A 19,048-nucleotide genomic window follows, 5' to 3' on the forward strand; every position below is an offset into this window, starting at 1 on the left:
CGCCGACAGATCGTGAGCACTCGCTCCGACGGGCGAGACGGATTTCGAGAGGAATCCCCAGACACGAGAAGAGACACCATGAACACCAGGAACTCCTTCCACGACCACAGCGACCGCTTCGACCGCTCGCACGGCGACCACGACCACGGCCGCGGCGGCCACGACCAGCCCGGCCGCCGCGAGCGCCGCGGCCCCGGCGGACACGGCCGCGGCTTCGGTCCCGGCTTCGGCTTCGGCCCGGGCTTCGGCGGCTTCGGCGGCCCCGGCTTCGGCGGCCCCGGCTTCGGCCGCGGCGGAGGACGGGCCCGTCGCGGCGACGTCCGCGCCGCCCTGCTCTCCCTCCTCGCCGAGAAGTCCTCGAACGGCTACGGCCTGATCAAGGCGATCGCCGAGAAGACCAACGGCTCGTGGCGCCCCAGCCCCGGCTCGGTCTACCCCACGCTCCAGCAGCTCGTCGACGAGGGCCTCATCACGGCCGTCGGCGAGGGCCGCGGCACCGAGTACCAGCTCACCGACGCGGGCGGCACCTACGTGCGCGAGCACGCCGACGAGCTCGCCGCCGCCTGGGAGGCCACTCCCGGAGCGAGCGACGCGGACCGCGAGTTCGTCGAGAACATCGGCAAGCTGATGGGCGTCGTCCAGCAGTTCCGCGGGGCCTCGGAGGCGCAGCGCGCCGCCGCCTCCGCGAAGCTCGACGAGACCCGCCGCGCGCTGTACCTGATCCTCGCCGACTGACGAGGCTCTGCCGCCGGTGGATCTCGATACGCCCGCGGAGCGGGCTACTCGATCAGCAGGAAGGGGGCGCGGTCCTGCGGTGGCGGCAACCACTGCGGGTCGAGCAGGCCCGTCTCATGCTGGTCGAGTAGCCCCGCAGGGGCGTATCGAGACCCGGCGTTGTCAGAAGGGCGGGTCTGCAGACTCGACTTCTAGCGGTGGTGGATCTCGATACGCCCGCTGCGCGGGCTACTCGATCGACATGGAAGCGATCAGCATGAAGGCACGCCCGCGGAGCGGGCCGCTCCACCAGCAGGCGTGACGACGGACGCCCCTCGCGCACTCGCGCGGGGGGCGTTCGTCGTGTCAGCGGTAGGAGGCGGCCAGGCGGGCGAGGCCCTCGTCGAGGGTCACCGCGGGCGTCCACTGGAGGTCGGCGCGGGTCGCGCGCTGGTCGAACCAGTGCGCGGTCGAGAGCTGCTCGGCGAGGAAGCGCGTCATCGGCGGCTCGTCCTCGCCCGGGCGCACCGCCCAGACGCGCTCGACGAGCGAGCCGGCGGCGCGCGCGACGCCCGCGGGCACCGACCAGCTCGGCGGCTGCACGCCGGCGGCGCGGCAGATCCCGGCGAGCAGCTCGGCGACCGGCCGGGGCTCGCCGTTGGTGACGACGTACGCGCGGCCGTGCACCGCCTCCGCCCGCCCGAGCGCGGCGACGATCGCCGAGGCGGCGTTGTCGATGTAGGTGGAGTCGATGAGCGCCTGGCCGTCGCCGAGCAGCGGCAGCCGGCCGGTGCGGGCGCGCTCGACGATGCGCGCCACGAGCTGCGTGTCGCCCGGCCCCCAGACCAGGTGCGGGCGGACCGCGACCACGGCGAAGCCCGGCGCATCCGCGGCCAGCGCGAGCAGCTCGGCCCGCGCCTTGGTGCGGGCGTAGTCGCCGCGGGCGCGCTCGGGATCGGCGGGCTCGGCGCCCTCGCCGATGATCGAGGCGCCGGAGTGCGCGACCGACGGCGACGACACCTGGACGAAGCTCCGGACGCCTGCGCGAGCTGCGGCCGCCAGCAGATCCCGGGTCCCGTCGACGTTCACCCGGACGAAGTCGGCGGGATCGCCCGTGAGCGACACTTTCGCTGCGAGGTGCACCACGCCCTCGCAGCCCTCGACCGCGGCCTCGACGGCGCCCGAGTCGGCCAGCGAGCCGCGGACGTCCTCCACCCCGCTCACTCCCGAGGGACGGCGCTGGAACGTGCGGACCTCGTGCCCCGCCGCGACGAGCCCCGCCGCGACGGCGCCGCCGAGCAGCCCGCTCGCCCCGGTGACGAGGACCCTCACGGCGCGACCATCCGGCCGCCGGCGAGGATCGACTCCGCCCAGCGCGCGAGCGCGGCCCGGTCGATCTTGGAGTTGTGCCGGATGTCGGTCGGCAGCGCCGGCACGACGAGCACGGCCGCGACCGGTGCACCGACGGCCGCGCGGACCTCGGCGGCGAGCTCCTCGGACGCGAGCTGCGTGCGGCGGGCACCCTCGTGCCGCTCGACGACGGCGACCAGTTGCGCGACTCCGCGGGGCCCGACGCCGACGATCGCGGCGCGGGAGACCGCGGCGACGCGCGCCTCGATCCGCTGCTCCGGCCCGACGGGCGTGACGACGCCCTCGGCGGTGACGATCACGTGCGGCAGCCGGCCCTCGACCCAGAGCCGGCCGTCGGCGTCGATCCGGCCGACGTCGCCGGTGCGGTGCCAGCGCTCGCCCGGGACGGCGCCGCGGCGCGCGGCGCGGTCGGTGAGCCAGAGCCGCTCGTAGTGGTCCTCGACGTGCCCGGCCGAGACGACGATCTCGCCCGTGACGCCGACCAGCTCGGCCGGCTCGGGAGCGGCCTGCCCGTCGTCGTCGAGCGGAGCGATCCGGAGGCGCACGCCCGCGGCCGGGACGCCGACGCAGACTCCCCCGCGCGGATCGTCGTCCGCGGCGGCCGCGCGGATGCCCTCGAGCGACGCGTCGGTCAGCAGCAGGCCCTCCGTCATCCCGTAGGGCGTGCGGGCCGAGGCGTTCGGCATCAGCGCCTGGGCCTGCCCGAGCAGCCCCTCGGCGACGGGGGCTCCGGCCGAGAGGAAGGTGCGGACGCCGGCGAGCGCGCGGTGATCGTCGGCGTCGAGGTCGCCCGCGGTGGCGACGACGTTGGCGAGCGCGGCGGGCGAGAGGAAGAGGACGGTCGCGTCGACGCGCGCCGCCGCCGCGGCCACGGCGCGCGTGGTGAGCGTCCGCGGCGAGGTGACGTCCATGTCCGGCGTCGCCGAGCGGGTGCCGAGTGCCGGGCCGAGCAGGGCGAACGGCGCGAAGCCGGCGACGAGTCCGGTGCCCGGTCCGATGCCGTACTGGCGCGCCAGGGCGTCGCGGACCCCGGCGAGCTGGCGATGCGTGTAGACGACGCCCTTCGCGGGGCCGGTCGAGCCGGAGGTGAAGAGGATCGCGGCGGTCGCGTCGGCCGCGGGCGCCTCGCCGAGCGCGTCGGCGGAGGCGTCGAGCTCCGCGCGGCCGAGCTCGATCAGCTGCCCGAGCGAGGTGTCGACGCCGAGCGTGCGGGCGGAGGCGCGCGGCAGGGTCTGCGTCGAGACTCGGCCGCCCGGCCAGCCGAGCGCGCGGGCGACGGCGAGCCCCGGCAGCGCGCCGACGACGAGGTCCGGCCAGGCGCCGCGGACGGCGCGGGTCAGCCCGCGCAGGCCCAGGCCCGCGTCGGCGACGACCACGACGGCCCCGATCCGGAGGCAGGCGTAGAGCAGGGCGGTGAGATCGGCGCCGGGCGGCACGAGCAGCGAGACGCGGTCGCCCGGGGCGACGCCCGAGGCGCGGAGCCCCGCGGCCAGCTCGCGGACCCGCTGCGAGAGCAGCCGCCAGGACACGGAGCGCGGTCCGCCTCCGCCGGGCGGCGCCATCTCGACCAGCGCGAGCGAGTCGTCCTCGACGCGCTCGTCGAGGTGCCGCCAGAGCGGCTCGATCGGCACGGTCGGGCGGTGCACGTCGGGCGCCTGGACGCCGGCGGCGACGTCGCCGAGCCAGGTCAGCACCGCGGCGGAGTAGTCGACGTCCTCCGCGAGCAGGTGGCCGGTGCCCTCGAAGCGGTGCACCTGCGCGTGCGGGAGGCGGTCGACGAGGTCGTCGAGGTAGCGGTCCGAGAAGATCGGGTCCAGCGGGCCCCAGAGCAGCAGCGCGGGCGTCTCCAGCGCGCGGACGCCCGCTGCGATCCGCTCCAGCTCGGCGTGGCTCGGGTGCGCGGGGCCGACCGGGATGTCGGCGACGAACCCGCCGACCCCGCCCCGTCGCTCCGCCGAGCGGTAGGGGGCGCGGTAGCCGGCCTTGACGGCGGCCGGGATCGCCGGGTGCCCGAGAGCGAGCGTCGTCTCGAGGAACGCGGGCGTGCCGACGGTCGAGGCGCCGAGGACGCCGGAGGCGAGCGCGAGCCGCAGCGGCGCGGGGATCGGCGCGTCGGCCGGCTGGTGGATCGCCGTGTTGAGCAGCATCGTGCCGCGCAGGAGCTCGGGGTGGTCGACCGCCCAGCCGAGCGAGACGACTCCGCCCCAGTCGTGGCCGAGGGTGACGACGTCGGTCAGGCCGAGCACGTCGGTGAGGTTCGAGAGCTCGCGCACGCGGTCGGCGAGGGCGTGCAGCTCGCCGGTGCGCTCGGAGAAGCCCATCTCGAGCTGGTCGACGGCGACGACGCGCCAGGCCGGCTCGCCGCGGCGGGCGGCCCCGACGGTGGCGGCGGCGAGGGCGCGCCAGAGGTAGGACCAGGTCGGGTTGCCGTGCACGCAGAGGATCGTGCCGAGCGGCTCGACGCCGCCCAGCGCCTCGTGCGTGTCGAGCAGGTGCCAGCGGCGCGGGACGCCGTGCGCATCGGGCGCGTCGACGAGGCGCGACCAGGACGGATCGAGGCCGTCCAGTCCCGCCGGCGGCAGCTCCGCCGCCGAGGTCGAGCCGAGTGCGCGGCGCATCCTGGCGGCCGGGTGCCGGCCGGCGGCGGCGCTCACCAGGCGATCTCGAGCATCGCGGTGTTGATGCCGGAGCCGACGCCCAGCAGCAGGACGCGGTGGCCCGGCTCGAGGGTCTTCGACTCCTGCGCGAGGGTGATCGGGATCGACGCGGGGCCGACGTTGCCGAGGGTCGGGTAGGTGGTGGGCACCAGCTCGGGGTCGATGCCGACGGCCTTCACGAAGGCGTTGGTGTGCACGTCCGACACCTGATGCATGATGTAGCGGTCCATCCCGCCCCAGCTCCAGTCGCGCTTCGCCTCCTTCCAGGCGGAGACGACGAGCTCCATGCCGCCCTTGAGCAGCGCCTTCGCGTCGGTGAACATCCCGTCGACGCTGCCGACGCAGAGCTCGTTGAACTGGGTGGCCGCGCGGGTGATGCCGCCGAGGATCCGGTGGCCCTTGGGGTGCTCGTCGGCCGGGCCGAGGATGGCGGCCGCGGCGCCGGACCCGAGGGTCAGGCTCGCGAACTCGCTCATGAAGTCCTTGCGCTTGATGCCCTCGCGGCTGAGGCGCTCGATCGTGTTGACCTGGATCTCGTCGGCGTCCTCGCCGTCGATGATCATCGCGTACTTGATCTGGCCGGAGTCGATCAGCTGGGCCGCGAGCGTCATGCCGTTGACGAAGCCGAGGCAGGCGTTCGCGATGTCGAAGTTGATCGCGGAGGACGGCAGGCCGAGCCCGTGGTGCAGGCGCACGGCGACCGAGGGCTCGAGGTGCTTGCGGGTGACCGAGGTGTTGATGATCAGCCCGATCTGGTCGGGCCGGATGCCGGCCTCGGCCAGGGCGCGCTTGCCCGCCTCGATCGCGGCGCCGTCGAAGCCCTGCTCGGGGCCCCAGTTGCGGCGCTCCTGCACGCCGGCGACGCGCTGGAGGAGTCCGGTGGGGAGTCGCAGCCGCTTCAGCGCCGGCGCCAGTCGCGCGTCGATCTCTTCCGACGTGGTCACCCGGGGGGCCATCGTGGTTGCGACGGACAGCAATGCGACGTTGCGGTGCGTGGTCGTTGCGTTTCCGTCCAACGGAACTCCCTATCGAGTTGTCGATCTCGGCATGTGCCCCCGTGATTTTACGCTGTCGTTCACCCGACGCTTGCTGGACGCGGGCTGGACGGCGGCGACATGCACACTCCGGGGGCCTTCTGCGCGCTCTGGCGCGGAATCGCGCGCGTTCTCGACGGTGTCCTCCGGGGTGGCCACAGGCGACCCTCCGGTGTCAACCACCCGGCGCTCGTCGCACCTCCGGCTCGCGGAAACGGCTTCGGCTCGCAGGAGCAGCCGGATTTTATGAGCCGGACCTGAGATCGCGAGCCGGACGTGACGGCCGCCGAGCTCCGGCTCGCGGAAACTGCTCCGGCTCGCCGAAACAGGCGGATCCGACGAGCCGTAGCCGAAACCGCGAGCCGGAGGTCCGGGCCACCGACGTTCGGCTCGCGATATCAGCCTCGGCTCGCCGGAACAGCCGTGTTTCGCGAGCCGAGGCCGGAATCACGAGCCGGAGGTCCGGGTCGCCGACATTCGGCTCGCGAAAACCGCCTCGGCGCGTCGGAACTGGCGGATCCCACGAGCCGTGACCGAAAGTGCGAGCCGGAGGCCCGGGTCACCGACGTTCGGCTCGCGGAAACAGCTTGGGCTCGCCGGAACAGGCGGATCCCGCGAGCCGAGGCCGGAACCACGTGCCGGAGGTGGCGGCGGAGTTCCAGGCGGCCGAGCTTCGGCTCGCGGAAACCGCCTCGGCTCGTCGGAGTCCGCTGGTTTCGCGAGCCGGAGCCGGTTTCGCGAGCCGGAGATGCAGCGGAGGTGCGGGCGGAGGCGAGCAGGGAGGGAGGTGCGGACGACAGCCGCGGGCAGCGCGTGCCGCCTCAGGTGCCCATCGCCCAGGGCTCGCGGTCGCCACGGAGGCGGGCGGCGAGCGCCATCGCCTGCTCGTCGGTGAGGGTCGCCACGTAGTCGACGACGCCGCGGGCCCGGCCGAGGCGCTGGAGCGACTCCGCATCGACGCGCGGGCGGCCACGCTCGCCGGCCGGCAGCCACTCGGGGCGGTCGGCGCGGAGGCGGAAGTAGCCGTCGGTCGCCAGCTCGATCAGGTCGAGCAGCTTCTGCGGGGCGCGCGGGCCGTCGCGCGGATCGTCGAGCCAGGCGTCGAGGTGGGTGACCAGCGTCCCGAGCACCTGCGATTGACCGCGCTGGTAGGTCGCGAAGTCCGGCCGGTCGATGACGAAGCGGGTGTGCACGAACTTCAGAACGGCGACGTCGTGCCAGGCATCGGGGAGCAGCGTCAGGTGCCCCGAGCGCACGTTCGGCTCGGCGAGCACGAGCACCGAGCGCTGCAGCCGGCCGATCCAGGAGGAGACGAAGGACTCGATCGCCCGCTCGGTGCGGGTGGAGCCGTCGAAGGGGACGGCGAGCAGGCCCTCCACCAGCTCGGCCGAGACCCGCTCGACGGAGGAGCGGAAGTGCTCGTCGCTGGCGATCCACGGGTCGCGAGCCACCAGCCGGCGCCGCAGCATCTCCAGCGAGTGGCCGGGCGCCCGCGCCCACAGCTCGTCGGCGTCGAGGGCGGCCAGCGCGTTCTGCTCGCGGAGGAACGCGCGGAACTCCACGGCGACGGCCGCCTGCTGCAGCACGCCTGCGCGGTAGAAGTCGTCGAGGTCGTGCAGCGAGTAGGCGATGTCGTCGGCCACGTCCATCACCGAGCACTCCAGCGTCTGCTGCCAGGGCGCGATCGCGGTGAAGCCGGTGCGGGAGTCGAGCAGGTCGTCGAGGTCGAGGGTGTAGGCCGAGAACTTGGGCGGCGCGGTCTCCCAGCGGCTCGCGGTCGAGCCGCGCGGCAGCTCGGTCGGGTCGGCGGTCTCGAGGTCCGGCCGGCAGACGGTGCGGCCCCACGGGTACTTGAGGACCGCGGCGCGCGAGGCGGCGGTGAGGTTCAGCCCCGCCTCGACCGTCTCGCAGACGTCGAGCTCGGAGAGGATCCGGAACGACTGCGCGTTGCCCTCGAAGCCCTCCTCGAGGCCGAGCTTCTCGCGTGCGAGGCGGTCGAGCGCCTGCTCGCCGAGGTGCCCGAACGGCGGGTGGCCGAGGTCGTGCGCGCTGGCCGCCGCCTGCACGACGACCGGGTCGCAGCCGCCGAGGCGCTCGACCAGCTCGCGCTGAGCGGTGTCGGTGGTGGTCAGCTGCATCGCGATCGCGCGGGCGACGGCGGTGACCTTGATCGAGTGCGTCAGCCGGTTGTGCACGACTTGGCCGACGCCGGAGGGCGAGATCACCTGCGTCACCGCGGAGAGCCGGGCGAAGTAGGGCGAGAAGCGGATGCGCTCGAGGTCGACCCGGTACTCCGGGAACTCCTCGCCGGTGGCGAAGCGGTCGACGGGCTCCGGCGTGCGGCGGTCGCGGCGGGTGTCGTGCGCCCGGTCGTCCGCGTGCGCCCGGTCGTTCGCGGGGGGCAGTGCCGGTGTCGCCTCGTGCATGGGCCCACCCTACGGGCGGAGCTCCCCCGGCTCCCCGCGGCCCGGCTCGTCCCGCCCCGGCTCCTCGCGCTCGAAGCGACCGCGCGGCGCCACCGCGATCAGCACGGCGGCGGCGACCACCGCGCCGAGCACGTACGCGGCGATGTCCAGCCAGGAGAAGGTGCTGCCGACGACGAGCCGCAGCGGCGGCCACAGCTCGACCAGTCGGGCGGCCGCTCCGATCGCCTGGAGCTGCTCCATCGCGATCGACCAGGCGAGGGCGATCCCCGCGGCGGTCACCGCCGGGATCCGCGGCAGCAGCACGCAGACCAGCAGGGCGACGAGCACGACGTAGAGGACGCTGCCGGCGAGGTCGGCGAGCAGGCCGGCCAGGAGGAAGCGCAGGGCGAGCCCGAGTGCGAGCGCGGCGATCGCGGCGAGCGCGAACGGCAGCCGCGACCTCATCGGGCGCCGTGCGCGCGGCGCACCCGGTCGAGGGCGAGGAGGAAGGTGCGGTCGTCGGCGACGGTCCAGCCGAGCGGCCCCGGGGAGGCGACCACGAGCGGCACCAGGACGCGGCGGCGCGCCCGCGCGGCGAGGGCGGCCGCGGAGGCGCGGGCCGCGTCGGACACCAGGCCGCGGAAGCCCTGACCCGCGGCGGCGCCCCGCTCCGGTCGCGCCGCCAGCACGGCGAGCACGACGGCCCGGACGCGGAAGGCGCCGTGCGCGACCGTGCCGACCTCGACCGAGAGGACGTCGCTCCAGTCCGCGATCGCCAGGGCGTCGGCACGCTCCCCGGCGAGCGCCGGTCCGTCCGCGCCGAGGGTGACGACGCCCGTGGCGTCCGGAGCGACGGCGGCGGCCGGGGCCCCGATCCGCCGCAGCGCCCGGTCGAACTCGCGGCCGCGCAGCAGCGCGACCCCGTCGGCGACCGCCGCGAACTCGGCCAGCCGCCGCCGGTTCGCCGGGGACGTCTGGCGCAGCTGCGCGGCGAGCGCGCCTCGCGCCCGGCGGGCCTCGGCCGGAGAGGTGATCAGCGCGGTCGGCTCGAAGCGGCGCCGCGGGGGCAGTGGATCGGAGGGCAGCGGCTGCGCGGAGGCGTGCGGCGGCGGGGCGCCCCAGTCGGGCGTCGGTGCGGCGGCCATGTCCCCTCCCCCGGAGCACTCGGGACCGCGGCGCTCCTCCGTCGATTCTCCCGCCTTCCGCCTCCGCCTTGCCCGCGAGCGCGGACGGGCTTACGATGGGAGTACCCCCGGGGGGTATCCTTCCGCCGGGCCCCCCGCCCCACGCAAGGAGAACAGCATGACCGCGCACCTCGATCTCGGACTCACCGCCAAGGGAGCCGCGGGCGGGTCCGGGGGCGGCTGCGGGTCGGGCGGCGCCTGCGCCTGCGGCGGTCACGACTCCGCACACGCATCCGGTCACGGCTCCGCCGCGGGCGGCGCCTCGGTGCAGAGCTTCGGCGTCGCCGGGATGACGTGCGAGCACTGCGTCCGCAGCGTCACCGAGGAGCTCGCCGCCTACCCCGAGGTCGACAGCATCGACATCTCCCTCCTCCCCGACGGCGTCTCCACCGTCACCGTCGGCTCCTCCCGTCCGCTCGGCCGCGAGGAGATCGCGGCCGCCGTCGCCGACGCCGGGTACCGCCTCGCGCCCCTGGCCTGAGACGGCCGACGCAGAGATGGCCGACGCCGCCCCGACCGGCCGCACGGAGACACCCGCCGAGCTCGAGCTCGCGATCGGCGGGATGACCTGCGCGTCCTGCGTCGCCAAGGTCGAGCGCCGCCTGGACGCGCTCCCCGGCGTCCGCGCGAGCGTCAACCTCGCCCTGGAGCGCGCCACGCTCGCGCTGCCCGAGGGCACCACGGCCGCCGACGCGATCGCCGCGGTCGAGGCCGCCGGCTACACGGCCACGGTCTCCGGAGCGACGCCCGTCGCGGACGACGGCACGGACGACGGCGCCCCCTCCCGCGAGGAGGAGGCCGCCGAGGCCGAGCGCCACGTCCTGCGCACCCGCCTCACGGTCTCGGCCCTGCTGGCCGCGCCGGTCGTGCTGCTGTCGATGATCCCCGCGCTGCAGTTCGCGAACTGGCAGTGGCTCTGCCTCACCCTCGCCGCGCCCGTCGCCGTCTGGGGTGCCTGGCCCTTCCACCGCACCGCCTGGCGGGCACTGCGGCACGGCACGACCACGATGGACACCCTGATCAGCCTCGGCACCACCGCCGCCTTCGCCTGGTCGCTCTACGCCCTCTTCCTCGGCGACGCCGGCCGGCCCGGGATGAGCATGCCGTTCGAGCTGCTCGGCACCCGCTCCGGGCACGACGAGATCTACCTCGAGGTCGCCGCCGCGGTCCCCGTGCTGGTGCTGGCCGGCCGCTGGCTCGAGGCCCGCTCCAAGCGCGACGCCGGTGCCGCCCTCCGCGCGCTGCTGAGGCTCGGCGCGAAGGAGGCGACCCGCGTCGCCGCCGACGGCACCGAGGAGCGCGTCCCCGCCGCGGCCCTCGCGGTCGGCGACCGCCTGCGCGTGCGACCCGGCGAGGTCGTCGCCGCCGACGGCACCGTCCTCGACGGCTCGAGCGCCGTCGACGCGAGCCTGCTGACCGGCGAGAGCGTCCCCGTCGAGGTCGGGCCCGGCTCCGTCGTCACCGGCGGCGTCCTCAACGCGCACGGCGTGCTCACCGTCCGGGTCGACCGCGTCGGCTCCGACACGACCCTGGCCCGGATGGGGCGCCTCGTCTCGCAGGCGCAGGCCGGCAAGGCGCGGGTGCAGCGCCTCGCCGACCGCGTCTCCGCCGTGTTCGTGCCGGTCGTCGTCGTGCTCGCGCTGGCGACCCTCGTCGGCTGGCTGCTCGCCGGCGCCGACCTCGCCGCCGCCGTCTCGCCCGCCGTCGCCGTGCTGATCGTCGCCTGCCCCTGCGCGCTCGGCCTCGCCACACCGACCGCCGTTCTCGTCGGCACGGGCCGCGGCTCGCAGCTGGGCATCCTGATCCGCGGACCCGAGGTGCTCGAGACGAGCCGCCGCGTCGACACCGTCGTCCTCGACAAGACCGGCACGCTGACCACCGGCGCCTTCACCGTCGCGGCAGCCAGCGACGACGAGTCCCTCCGCCTGCTCGCGTCCGTCGAGCGCGGGTCCGAGCACCCCCTCGCCGCCGCGATCGTGCGCGGCGCGGAGGAGCGCGGGCTGACCGTCCCCGAGGCGACCGGGTTCCGCGCGAGCGCCGGCTTCGGAGTCCGCGCGAGGATCGACGGCCGTCTCGTCGTCGCCGGGCGCCTGCGCTGGCTCGACGAGCAGTGGGGCTACGCACCCGGCGACCTCGCCGCCCGCGCCGAGCAGGCCGCGGCCGACGGCGGAACCGTCGTCGGGATCGGCTGGGACGGCGAGCTGCGCGGCTTCGCCGTCCTCCGCGACGAGCCGCGGCCCGAGGCGGCGCGCACCGTCGCGTCGCTGCGCTCCCGCGGGATGCGCGTGCTGATGCTGACCGGCGACAATCCGCGCGCGGCCACGGCCGTCGCCGCTGCGGTCGGCCTCGACGAGGTGATCGCCGAGGTGCTGCCGGAGGAGAAGCTCGCGGTGATCGAGCGGCTGCGCTCCGAGGGCCGCACGGTCGCCTTCGTCGGCGACGGCGTGAACGACGCGGCCGCCCTCGCCGCCGCAGACCTCGGCATCGCGATGGGCGCCGGCTCCGACGCGGCGATCGAGGCGAGCGACGTCACCCTGGTCGGCGACGACCTCGCCCGCGTGCCCGACGCGCTCCGGCTCGGCCGGCGGACCCTGGGCGTCATCCGGGGCAACCTGTTCTGGGCCTTCGCCTACAACGTGGCGGCGATCCCGCTCGCGATGGCCGGCCTGCTCGGCCCGCTGGTCGCGGGGGCCGCGATGGCGTTCTCGAGCGTCTTCGTGGTCTTGAACAGCCTGCGGCTGCGCTCGTTCCGCGCGGAGTGACGTGCGCGGAGCGACGTGGTTGGCTGGGTCCATGCGCACCGAGACCCGCCAGGGCGTCCCCCTCCTCCTCGTCGACGACGACGGGCCCGCCCTCTCCAGCTCGGAGGACGCGCTCGCGGTCATCGGCGAGATCTACGGCAGCGACGCCGAGACGATCGTCGTCCCGGTCGGCCGCCTCGATCCGGAGTTCTTCCGGCTCCGCTCCGGCATCGCCGGCGAGTTCGTCCAGCGCTTCGTGATGTACGGCAAGCGCCTCGTGGTCGTCGGCGACATCACCGAGCAGGTCTCGGCCTCGAGCACCCTGCACGACTTCGTCGTCGAGTCGAACCGCGGCGACCACCTCTGGTTCGTCCCCGCGCTCGACGCCCTCGACGCCCGCCTCCGCGACTCCGCGACGGCCGAGGAGCCCGGCGCCGACGGCGGGGTGGAGCCGACCCCCGGCCCCGCGCTCTGATGCCGGACGGGCGACCCGTGGCGCCGATGCTGCGGCTCGACGGCCCGGTGCGGCTGCTGCTGCTCGCCGACACCCACCTCCCCAAGCGCGCGAAGGCGCTGCCCGACGAGGTCTGGCGGGCGGTGGACGAGGCCGACCTGGTCGTGCACGCCGGCGACTGGGTGGACGAGGCGGCGCTCGACGCCCTCGAGTCCCGCGCCGCGCGTCTGCTCGGCGTCTGGGGCAACAACGATCCCGCCGGGCTCCGGGCGCGCCTCCCCGAGGTCGCCCGCGCGGAGATCGCGGGGCTCGACGTCCGCGTCGTGCACGAGACCGGCCCCGCGGCGGGCCGGGAGGCGCGCGCCGACGCCGCCCACGCCGGCGCCGACCTGCTCGTCTTCGGCCACAGCCACATCCCCTGGGACTCGCGGACCGCGGCCGGGATGCGGCTGCTCAACCCCGGCTCGCCGACCGACCGCCGCCGCCAGCCGGCCTGCACCTACCTCACCGCGGTCGCCGAGGACGGCGAGCTGCGCGACGTGCGCCTCGTCGCGCTCCCGGTGCGCGTCCCCGCCCGCTGAGGACGCGCCTTCCCGACCCGCGAGCGCAGGGCTACGCTCGCCGCATGATCGAGGACGCCGTACCGCTCGCCGGCCGCCGGATCGGCGACGGCCCCGCCCTCGTCCTGCTGCACCCGGGCGGCACCGACTCGCGGTCCCTCGAGCCGCTGGTGGCGGAGCTGCGGAGCGACTACACGCTGCACCTGCCCGATCAGCGCGGCCACGGCCGCACGGCCGACACCGACGCTCCCCTGAGCTTCGCCGCGATGGCGCGCGACACGATCGCCCTGATCGAGTCGCTGCCCGGCGTCCCCGTGCACCTCCTCGGCCACAGCGACGGCGCGATCGCCGCCCTGCACGTCGCCCTCCGCCGCCCCGACCTCGTGGCGAGCCTGGTCTTCTCCTCCGGCGTCTTCCACCGCGACGGCTGGCTGCCCGGCGTGCTCGACGGCGAGGCCCCCGAGTTCCTGAGGGAGAGCTACGCCGAGGTGTCGCCCGACGGCGCCGCGCACTGGGACGTCGTCGTCGCGAAGCTCGACGCGCTGCACGCCGCCGAGCCGGAGCTCACCACCGCGGACCTGCGCGGCCTCGCAGTGCCGACGCTCCTCCTCTTCGGCGACGACGACGAGATCCGCTTCGAGCACGTCCTGGCGATGTACGACGCGATCCCGGACGCCGAGCTGGCCGTCGTCCCGCGCGCCAGCCACGGCGTGATCGTGGAGAAGCCGGGCCTGGTCGCGCGCCTGATCCGCGACTTCCACGACCCCGGAAAGACCGACGGCTTCGCGCCGATCCGCCGCGTTTGAACGCCCGCCTTCGAGACCGCTCAGCCGCGGGACGACCGGTTCCGGCCGGCGGCGCAAGGGGGTCACAGCGGAATACGGTCGGCCTAAGCTCTCGGAGATGACCAGCTCACACGACCACCCCGATTCCGCGCACCTGCGTCCGGACGGTCTCGACGACGCCACCGTCGCTGCGCTGGGCAAGCTCTCCGAGGCGCTCGAGACCGTCGAGCACGCGCGCGGGCTCCTCTACGGCTTCCACCGGCTGACCGGCGCCGCAGACCTCGCGCTCGGCGAGGCGGTCGACGCCTTCCGCGAGGCGGGGCGCGACGCGCTGGCCGACACTCTGGAGAAGGAGCTGGTCGGCCGGAACGTCATCGAGGGCCGCTGGACGTTCCAGATCGTCGAGGACTACGACGACGGCTACTACGCCGCCTTCCGCGAGCAGGAGCGCGCCGCGCGCGACGAGCTCGCCGCCGGTCGCCGCCACCTCTTCGAGTCCGAGATGAAGGAGGACCGTCGCTCGCACGGTCTCCGCCACCACGAGTCCCGGCCGGATCCCGAATGAACTCCGTGATCCGGATGCACGCCTCCCCGATGCGCGTGCGCGCCGTCACCCCCGGCTCCGATCGGCGCGGGCCGACGCCTGCTCCCACGACCCGGCGCACCAGCCTCAGCATCGACGGTCGCCGCTTCCTGCTCGCCCTCTCCTTCGACACCGAGGAGCTGGAGAAGAAGCTCGTCGAGGCCGTCCGCGAGCGCGGCGGCATGGTGAGCTTCACCGTCGCCGGCGACCGCGAGGTCTGCGTGCTCGTCTCCCCCGGCGTCGCCGTCATCCTCGAGCACGAGGACGTGCCGGTCGACGAGTTCGAGCCGGACGACGCGGTGCAGTACGACGACGTCGAGTACCTGACCTAGACGCGGGCCGCTCCTGCGCGGCTCCGCTCCTGCGACGCTCCGCGCCCTTGTGTCTTCTCGTGTTCCGCATTATTGACACGAGTAAACCCGCGTGCTGAACTGGGTCGCCGCGCCACCGATCGTCGTCGGCTCTAAGGAGAAATCATGACCTTCACCCTCGGAATCGTCGGCGCCGGCCAGTTCAGCCGCCACTTCGCCGATCTCTTCCACCGCCATCCCGGAGTCGGCGCGATCACCGTGACCGATGTCCTCGACGGCCGCGCGGAGACGCTCGTCGAGTCGGAGGGACTGGCCGGGACGCACGAGAGCTTCGAGGCGATGCTCGCCGATCCGGCGGTCGACGCGGTCGCCCTGTTCACGCAGCGCTGGACCCACGGACCCCTGGTCGCCCGGGCGCTGCGCGCGGGGAAGCACGTCTACTCCGCCGTCCCGATGGCGAGCGACGCCGACGAGATCGCGGAGATCATCGAGCTGGTCTCGGCGACCGGCCTGACCTACATGATGGGCGAGACCAGCCAGTACAACCCGGCCACGGTCTTCGCGCGGCGCAAGCACGAGGAGGGCGCCTTCGGCCGCGTCTTCTACCTCGAGGGCGACTACCTCCACGACATGGACCACGGCTTCTACGACGCCTACCGCTACAGCGGCGGCGACGATTGGAAGTCGACCGCCAGCTACCCGCCGATGTGGTACCCGACCCACTCCATCGGCGGCGTGCTGGGAGCCGTGCCGATGCACGCGACCAGCGTGAGCTGCACGGGCATGCGCGACCACCTCGACGACGGGGTCTTCGACACCGACGTCAGCATGTTCGGCAACGACTTCTCGAACATGACCGCGCTGTTCGAGCTCGACGGCGGCGGCTCGATGCGCATCAACGAGTTCCGCCGGGTCGGCTACCCGTCCTTCCTCCGCGAGAGCCGCTTCCGCTTCTTCGGCACCACCGGCGTCTTCGAGCAGCTCGTGCAGACGAGCGTCTGGCAGACCGGCGAGGGCGTCGAGGACGTGACCGAGCAGCTCGCGACGACCGCGACGATGGCGGACGACGACCCGCGCCTCGAGAACGTCTCCCCCGCCCTGCGCGCCGCCTTCGTCAGCGGCCACGCACCGGTGCACGAGGAGGAGGCCGCACGCCTCCCCGGCGAGCTCGAGGGCGCGCCGAACGGCCACGAGGGCTCGCACCACTTCCTGGTGGACGACTTCGTCCGCGCCGTCTCCACCGGCACGCTGCCGACCGTGAACGCCTGGGTCGCCGCCCGCTACACCCTGCCGGGGCTCGTCGCGATGGAGTCCGCCCGGCAGAACGGGGCACGACTGCCCATCCCCGACCACGGCGACGCGCCGGTCGCGGTCGGCGAGCCGCTCCCGGCGTCGGCGCGGGTCTGACGCACGGAGCGGGGGCGGGCGCCGTGCCCGCCCCCGCTCAGAGTGCCGGGTCCGGACTCCCGGCGAGGAACGGCTCGAAGGCGTCGGCACCTCCTAGGCCGACCCAGTCGTACTCGAGGACGTCGTCGCCCGCCGACCACCGCGACGGCGTCGGCGAGTGCAGCCAGTCCAGCGGAGCGACTCCCCCGGGCGTGCCGCCGTCCAGCGCCAGCCGCAGCGCCTGCGCGAGGTCGGCGTCGACGGCGTCGGTCCGCGTCGCGGGATCGACGGAGACGAAGAGCGCGGTCCCGCTGCGGGCGATGAGGTCGAGGAACCGGCGGTTCAGCGCCCAGTCGGTGGCGGTCGTGCTGGGCACGCAGTCCGCGTCGAGGGTGAAGAACGCGTCGTGCTGGGCGAGGCGGAACGCCAGCGCGTTGACGCCGACGCGGCGGGTGCGGTCCCAGTGCAGGCCCGACGTGTCGTCGCCGACCCGCTGGGCGTGCACGAGCCCGGCGGCGAGGTGCCCGACGACGTTGCAGCCCAGCACCAGCGCCTCGCCGGCGGCCGCGCGCACCGTCGCGTAGAAGCGCACGAGCGCCTCGGCCGTGGTGACGGAGGGGTCGTGCAGCGCGGGCCCGGAGCCGGGCGCCGCACCGAAGTCCGGACCCCACGAGCCGAGGAGGTCGTAGGTCGAGAAGTCGTGCTTGATCAGCTCGAAGCCCCAGCCGCCGAGGCGCGCCGTGTCCTCCGCGACGAGCTCGAGCACGGCGGGCGAGCTGGGATCGAGGGCGAGGGCCCCGTCCCGCCCGGCGCGGATCCCCTCGATCGACTCCTCCCGCGTCAGCAGCGGCCGGAACCAGACGCCCGGCCGCACGCCCTCGGCGCGGACGGCCTCCGCCGCCTCGGCCATGTCGGGGAAGCGGTCCGGGCGACCCGCCCGCCAGGGACCCGGTGAGGCCGCGAGGCCGTCGGCGGTCCCGGCGGAGCTCCAGCCGTCGTCGACGACTCCGAACGGGCGCACCGCGTGGTCGCCGACGAGGTCCGCGATCGTGCGCGCGTCGCGGACGACGGCGGCGAGGCCGAAGTCGCGTCCGTAGGCGTAGTACCAGTTGTTCGCGCCGACCAGGGGTCCGCCCGTCGTGAGCGGCTGCGGGCAGAGCCGGCGGAGGAGCGACCGCTGGACGGCGAGCGCCCCCTGACCGCCGGAGACGACGTGCACGATCGCCGCGGTGAGCACGCGGTCGCCGGGGACGACCGCCGCACCGCCGCTGCGCAGGTCGAGCGTCAGGGTGACTCCGCGCCGGTCGACCTGCCAGAAGGCGAGCGAGGCGCCGCCCACCTCGACGCCCCAGCCGTCGGTCGTGCCCGTGCGCGGGTGGTGCACGAGGGCCGTCCAGGGCAGGATCCGCTCGGCGCGGACGCCGCGCCACTCGAGCTCGCCGTAGGAGCGCTCCCACGCGTCCCCGAGCACCAGGCAGTCCTCGGGGATCGCCGCGGCCCAGCGCAGCCGCACCCGCGAGACGGCGGCGACGGCTCCGACCTCGACCCGCAGACCGCCGGAGCCGGTCTCGACGAGGTGGACGCGGACGCCCGAGCCTCGGACGTCGGCGAAGGCTCCGTCGGGGTCGATCTGCACGGCGATGCGTGCGGGATCCACGGGCGGAATCGTCATGATGCTCTCTCTCCGACCCGGCAGCACTGCTCGGAGCCGAGCCCGACTGTAGTTATGTAAGAACAATCATTCAACAGTTGAATTCCTGCCGGTTACTCGTGTAGCTTCCTTCGCAGCACGCTCCCCCGCACCGCGGAACGGGCGCCTCCTCACCTGCTCGGACAATGACGAAGGAGTCATCTCTTGCTGCTTTCACGACGGTCGAACGCGCGACGAACCGGGTGCGCACGATGACGGCTCTCCGCGAGGGGCGCACCCGCCAGGGCGCCGGCGCGGTCCGGATCCGCCCGACGATGTCGCTCGGCCGGCGCCGGGCGCGCCGCTCCGAGCTGCTCGTCGCGCTCGCGTTCATCCTCCCCGCGGCCGTCGGCTTCGGAGCCTTCTACGTCGTCCCGACGATCCGCGGCATCTACCTCAGCTTCACCGACTACAACCTGATGAGCGCGCCGTCGTACATCGGCTTCGACAACTACCTCCGCCTGGCGAAGGACCCGCTGTTCTGGAACTCGGTCGGCGTCACCCTCGAGTACGTCCTGATCAACATCGTCGTCCAGACGGTCGTCGCGGTCGGCCTCGCCGTCCTGATGCACCGCCTCACCCAGTCCGTGGTGATCCGCGGGGCGATCCTGCTGCCCTTCCTGATCTCGAACGTCATCGCGGCGATGATCTGGTTCCTCCTGCTCGACTACCAGCTCGGCCTCGTCAACAGCGTCATCGAGAACCTCGGGCTCACCCGCATCCCGTTCTTCGCCGACTCGAACTGGGCGATCCCGACGATCGCGCTGGTCAACGTCTGGCGGCACATGGGCTACACCGCGCTGCTGGTCTTCGCCGGCCTGCAGCTCATCCCGAGCTACGTCTACGAGGCGGCCGCGATCGACGGCTCGAGCGAGTGGCGGTCGTTCTGGAAGATCACCCTGCCGCTGCTGCGGCCGGTGCTCGCGCTGGTCCTCGTGGTCACCGTGACCGGCTCGTTCCAGGTCTTCGACACCGTCGCCGTGACCACCCGGGGCGGCCCGGTCAACGCCACGAGGGTCATGCAGTACTACATCTACCAGGTCGGCTTCGGCGAGAACGACTTCGGCTACGCCAGTGCGATCTCGGTCGTCCTCCTCGTCATCCTCGCCGGCGTCGCGCTGATCCAGCTCCGGCTGCTGCGCGCCGACCAGTCCGACCTCGCGTAAGGAACGC

17 protein-coding genes are annotated in these 19,048 nt (G+C 74.4%); 10 read left to right on the top strand and 7 right to left on the bottom strand.

Going from position 1 to position 19,048, the window contains the following annotated elements; genetic code table 11:
• The first annotated feature begins 78 nt into the window (after positions 1–78).
• Positions 79–735: a PadR family transcriptional regulator gene (locus MT350_RS12105; RefSeq protein WP_243615980.1), complete on the top strand. Its 657-nt coding sequence runs from the start codon at positions 79–81 to the stop codon at positions 733–735.
• A gap of 345 nt (positions 736–1,080) precedes the next feature.
• On the opposite strand, the gene MT350_RS12110 is transcribed toward MT350_RS12105, so the two are convergent.
• The 6 genes from MT350_RS12110 to MT350_RS12135 all read right to left on the bottom strand — a co-directional run bounded on the left by MT350_RS12110 (position 1,081) and on the right by MT350_RS12135 (position 9,326).
• The gene (locus MT350_RS12110; RefSeq protein ID WP_243615981.1) at positions 1,081–2,046 is read right to left on the bottom strand and encodes an NAD(P)-dependent oxidoreductase; all 966 of its coding nucleotides are present in this window, start codon (positions 2,044–2,046) and stop codon (positions 1,081–1,083) included.
• Positions 2,043–4,703: an alpha/beta fold hydrolase gene (locus MT350_RS12115; protein ID WP_243598695.1), complete on the bottom strand. Its 2,661-nt coding sequence runs from the start codon at positions 4,701–4,703 to the stop codon at positions 2,043–2,045. Before MT350_RS12115 ends, MT350_RS12110 begins: the two co-directional genes overlap by 4 nt.
• 32 nt (positions 4,704–4,735) lie before the next feature.
• Positions 4,736–5,698 carry a 3-oxoacyl-ACP synthase III gene (locus MT350_RS12120; RefSeq protein ID WP_372487889.1) on the bottom strand — a complete coding sequence of 321 codons (963 nt, stop codon included), beginning with the start codon at positions 5,696–5,698 and terminating at the stop codon, positions 4,736–4,738.
• A gap of 899 nt (positions 5,699–6,597) precedes the next feature.
• A complete protein-coding gene (locus MT350_RS12125; protein WP_123446646.1) occupies positions 6,598–8,202 on the bottom strand; it encodes a deoxyguanosinetriphosphate triphosphohydrolase family protein in 1,605 nt (534 codons plus the stop codon).
• Between the two features lie 9 nt (positions 8,203–8,211).
• The gene (locus MT350_RS12130) at positions 8,212–8,646 is read right to left on the bottom strand and encodes a DUF2809 domain-containing protein (protein ID WP_243615982.1); all 435 of its coding nucleotides are present in this window, start codon (positions 8,644–8,646) and stop codon (positions 8,212–8,214) included.
• Positions 8,643–9,326, bottom strand: a complete 684-nt coding sequence (locus MT350_RS12135) for a hypothetical protein (protein WP_243615983.1) — start codon at positions 9,324–9,326, stop codon at positions 8,643–8,645. The genes MT350_RS12130 and MT350_RS12135 overlap by 4 nt, the downstream gene beginning before the upstream one ends.
• A gap of 157 nt (positions 9,327–9,483) precedes the next feature.
• On the opposite strand from MT350_RS12135, the gene MT350_RS12140 reads away from it, so the two are divergent.
• The 8 genes from MT350_RS12140 to MT350_RS12175 all read left to right on the top strand — a co-directional run bounded on the left by MT350_RS12140 (position 9,484) and on the right by MT350_RS12175 (position 16,206).
• On the top strand, positions 9,484–9,846 hold the full coding sequence (locus MT350_RS12140; RefSeq protein WP_127887462.1) for a heavy-metal-associated domain-containing protein: 363 nt from the start codon (positions 9,484–9,486) through the stop codon (positions 9,844–9,846).
• Between the two features lie 16 nt (positions 9,847–9,862).
• Entirely contained in the window at positions 9,863–12,127 is a 2,265-nt protein-coding gene (locus MT350_RS12145; RefSeq protein ID WP_243615984.1) for a cation-translocating P-type ATPase, read from the top strand.
• A 31-nt stretch (positions 12,128–12,158) separates the two neighbouring features.
• Positions 12,159–12,581: a DUF4180 domain-containing protein gene (locus MT350_RS12150; RefSeq protein ID WP_243615985.1), complete on the top strand. Its 423-nt coding sequence runs from the start codon at positions 12,159–12,161 to the stop codon at positions 12,579–12,581.
• 26 nt (positions 12,582–12,607) lie between these two features.
• Positions 12,608–13,141 carry a metallophosphoesterase gene (locus MT350_RS12155; RefSeq protein ID WP_243616209.1) on the top strand — a complete coding sequence of 178 codons (534 nt, stop codon included), beginning with the start codon at positions 12,608–12,610 and terminating at the stop codon, positions 13,139–13,141.
• A 44-nt stretch (positions 13,142–13,185) separates the two neighbouring features.
• Complete coding sequence (locus MT350_RS12160) at positions 13,186–13,926, top strand: alpha/beta fold hydrolase (RefSeq protein ID WP_243615986.1); 741 nt, start codon at positions 13,186–13,188, stop codon at positions 13,924–13,926.
• Between the two features lie 97 nt (positions 13,927–14,023).
• The gene (locus tag MT350_RS12165) at positions 14,024–14,470 is read left to right on the top strand and encodes a hypothetical protein (protein ID WP_123705394.1); all 447 of its coding nucleotides are present in this window, start codon (positions 14,024–14,026) and stop codon (positions 14,468–14,470) included.
• On the top strand, positions 14,467–14,820 hold the full coding sequence (locus MT350_RS12170) for a hypothetical protein (RefSeq protein WP_123736736.1): 354 nt from the start codon (positions 14,467–14,469) through the stop codon (positions 14,818–14,820). Before MT350_RS12165 ends, MT350_RS12170 begins: the two co-directional genes overlap by 4 nt.
• A gap of 144 nt (positions 14,821–14,964) precedes the next feature.
• A complete protein-coding gene (locus MT350_RS12175; protein WP_243598269.1) occupies positions 14,965–16,206 on the top strand; it encodes a Gfo/Idh/MocA family protein in 1,242 nt (413 codons plus the stop codon).
• A 37-nt stretch (positions 16,207–16,243) separates the two neighbouring features.
• Here the strand turns inward: MT350_RS12175 and MT350_RS12180 are convergent, their stop codons facing one another.
• Positions 16,244–17,842 (bottom strand): hypothetical protein, encoded by a 1,599-nt coding sequence (locus MT350_RS12180; RefSeq protein WP_243615987.1) that lies wholly within the window; start codon positions 17,840–17,842, stop codon positions 16,244–16,246.
• 308 nt (positions 17,843–18,150) lie between these two features.
• On the opposite strand from MT350_RS12180, the gene MT350_RS12185 reads away from it, so the two are divergent.
• Positions 18,151–19,041, top strand: coding sequence for a carbohydrate ABC transporter permease (locus tag MT350_RS12185; protein ID WP_123732896.1), 891 nt, complete (start codon positions 18,151–18,153; stop codon positions 19,039–19,041).
• Positions 19,042–19,048 lie beyond the last annotated feature (7 nt).

It is taken from the genome of Rathayibacter sp. VKM Ac-2928 (assembly GCF_022815545.1).
Classification (GTDB): Bacteria; Actinomycetota; Actinomycetes; order Actinomycetales; family Microbacteriaceae; genus Rathayibacter; species Rathayibacter festucae.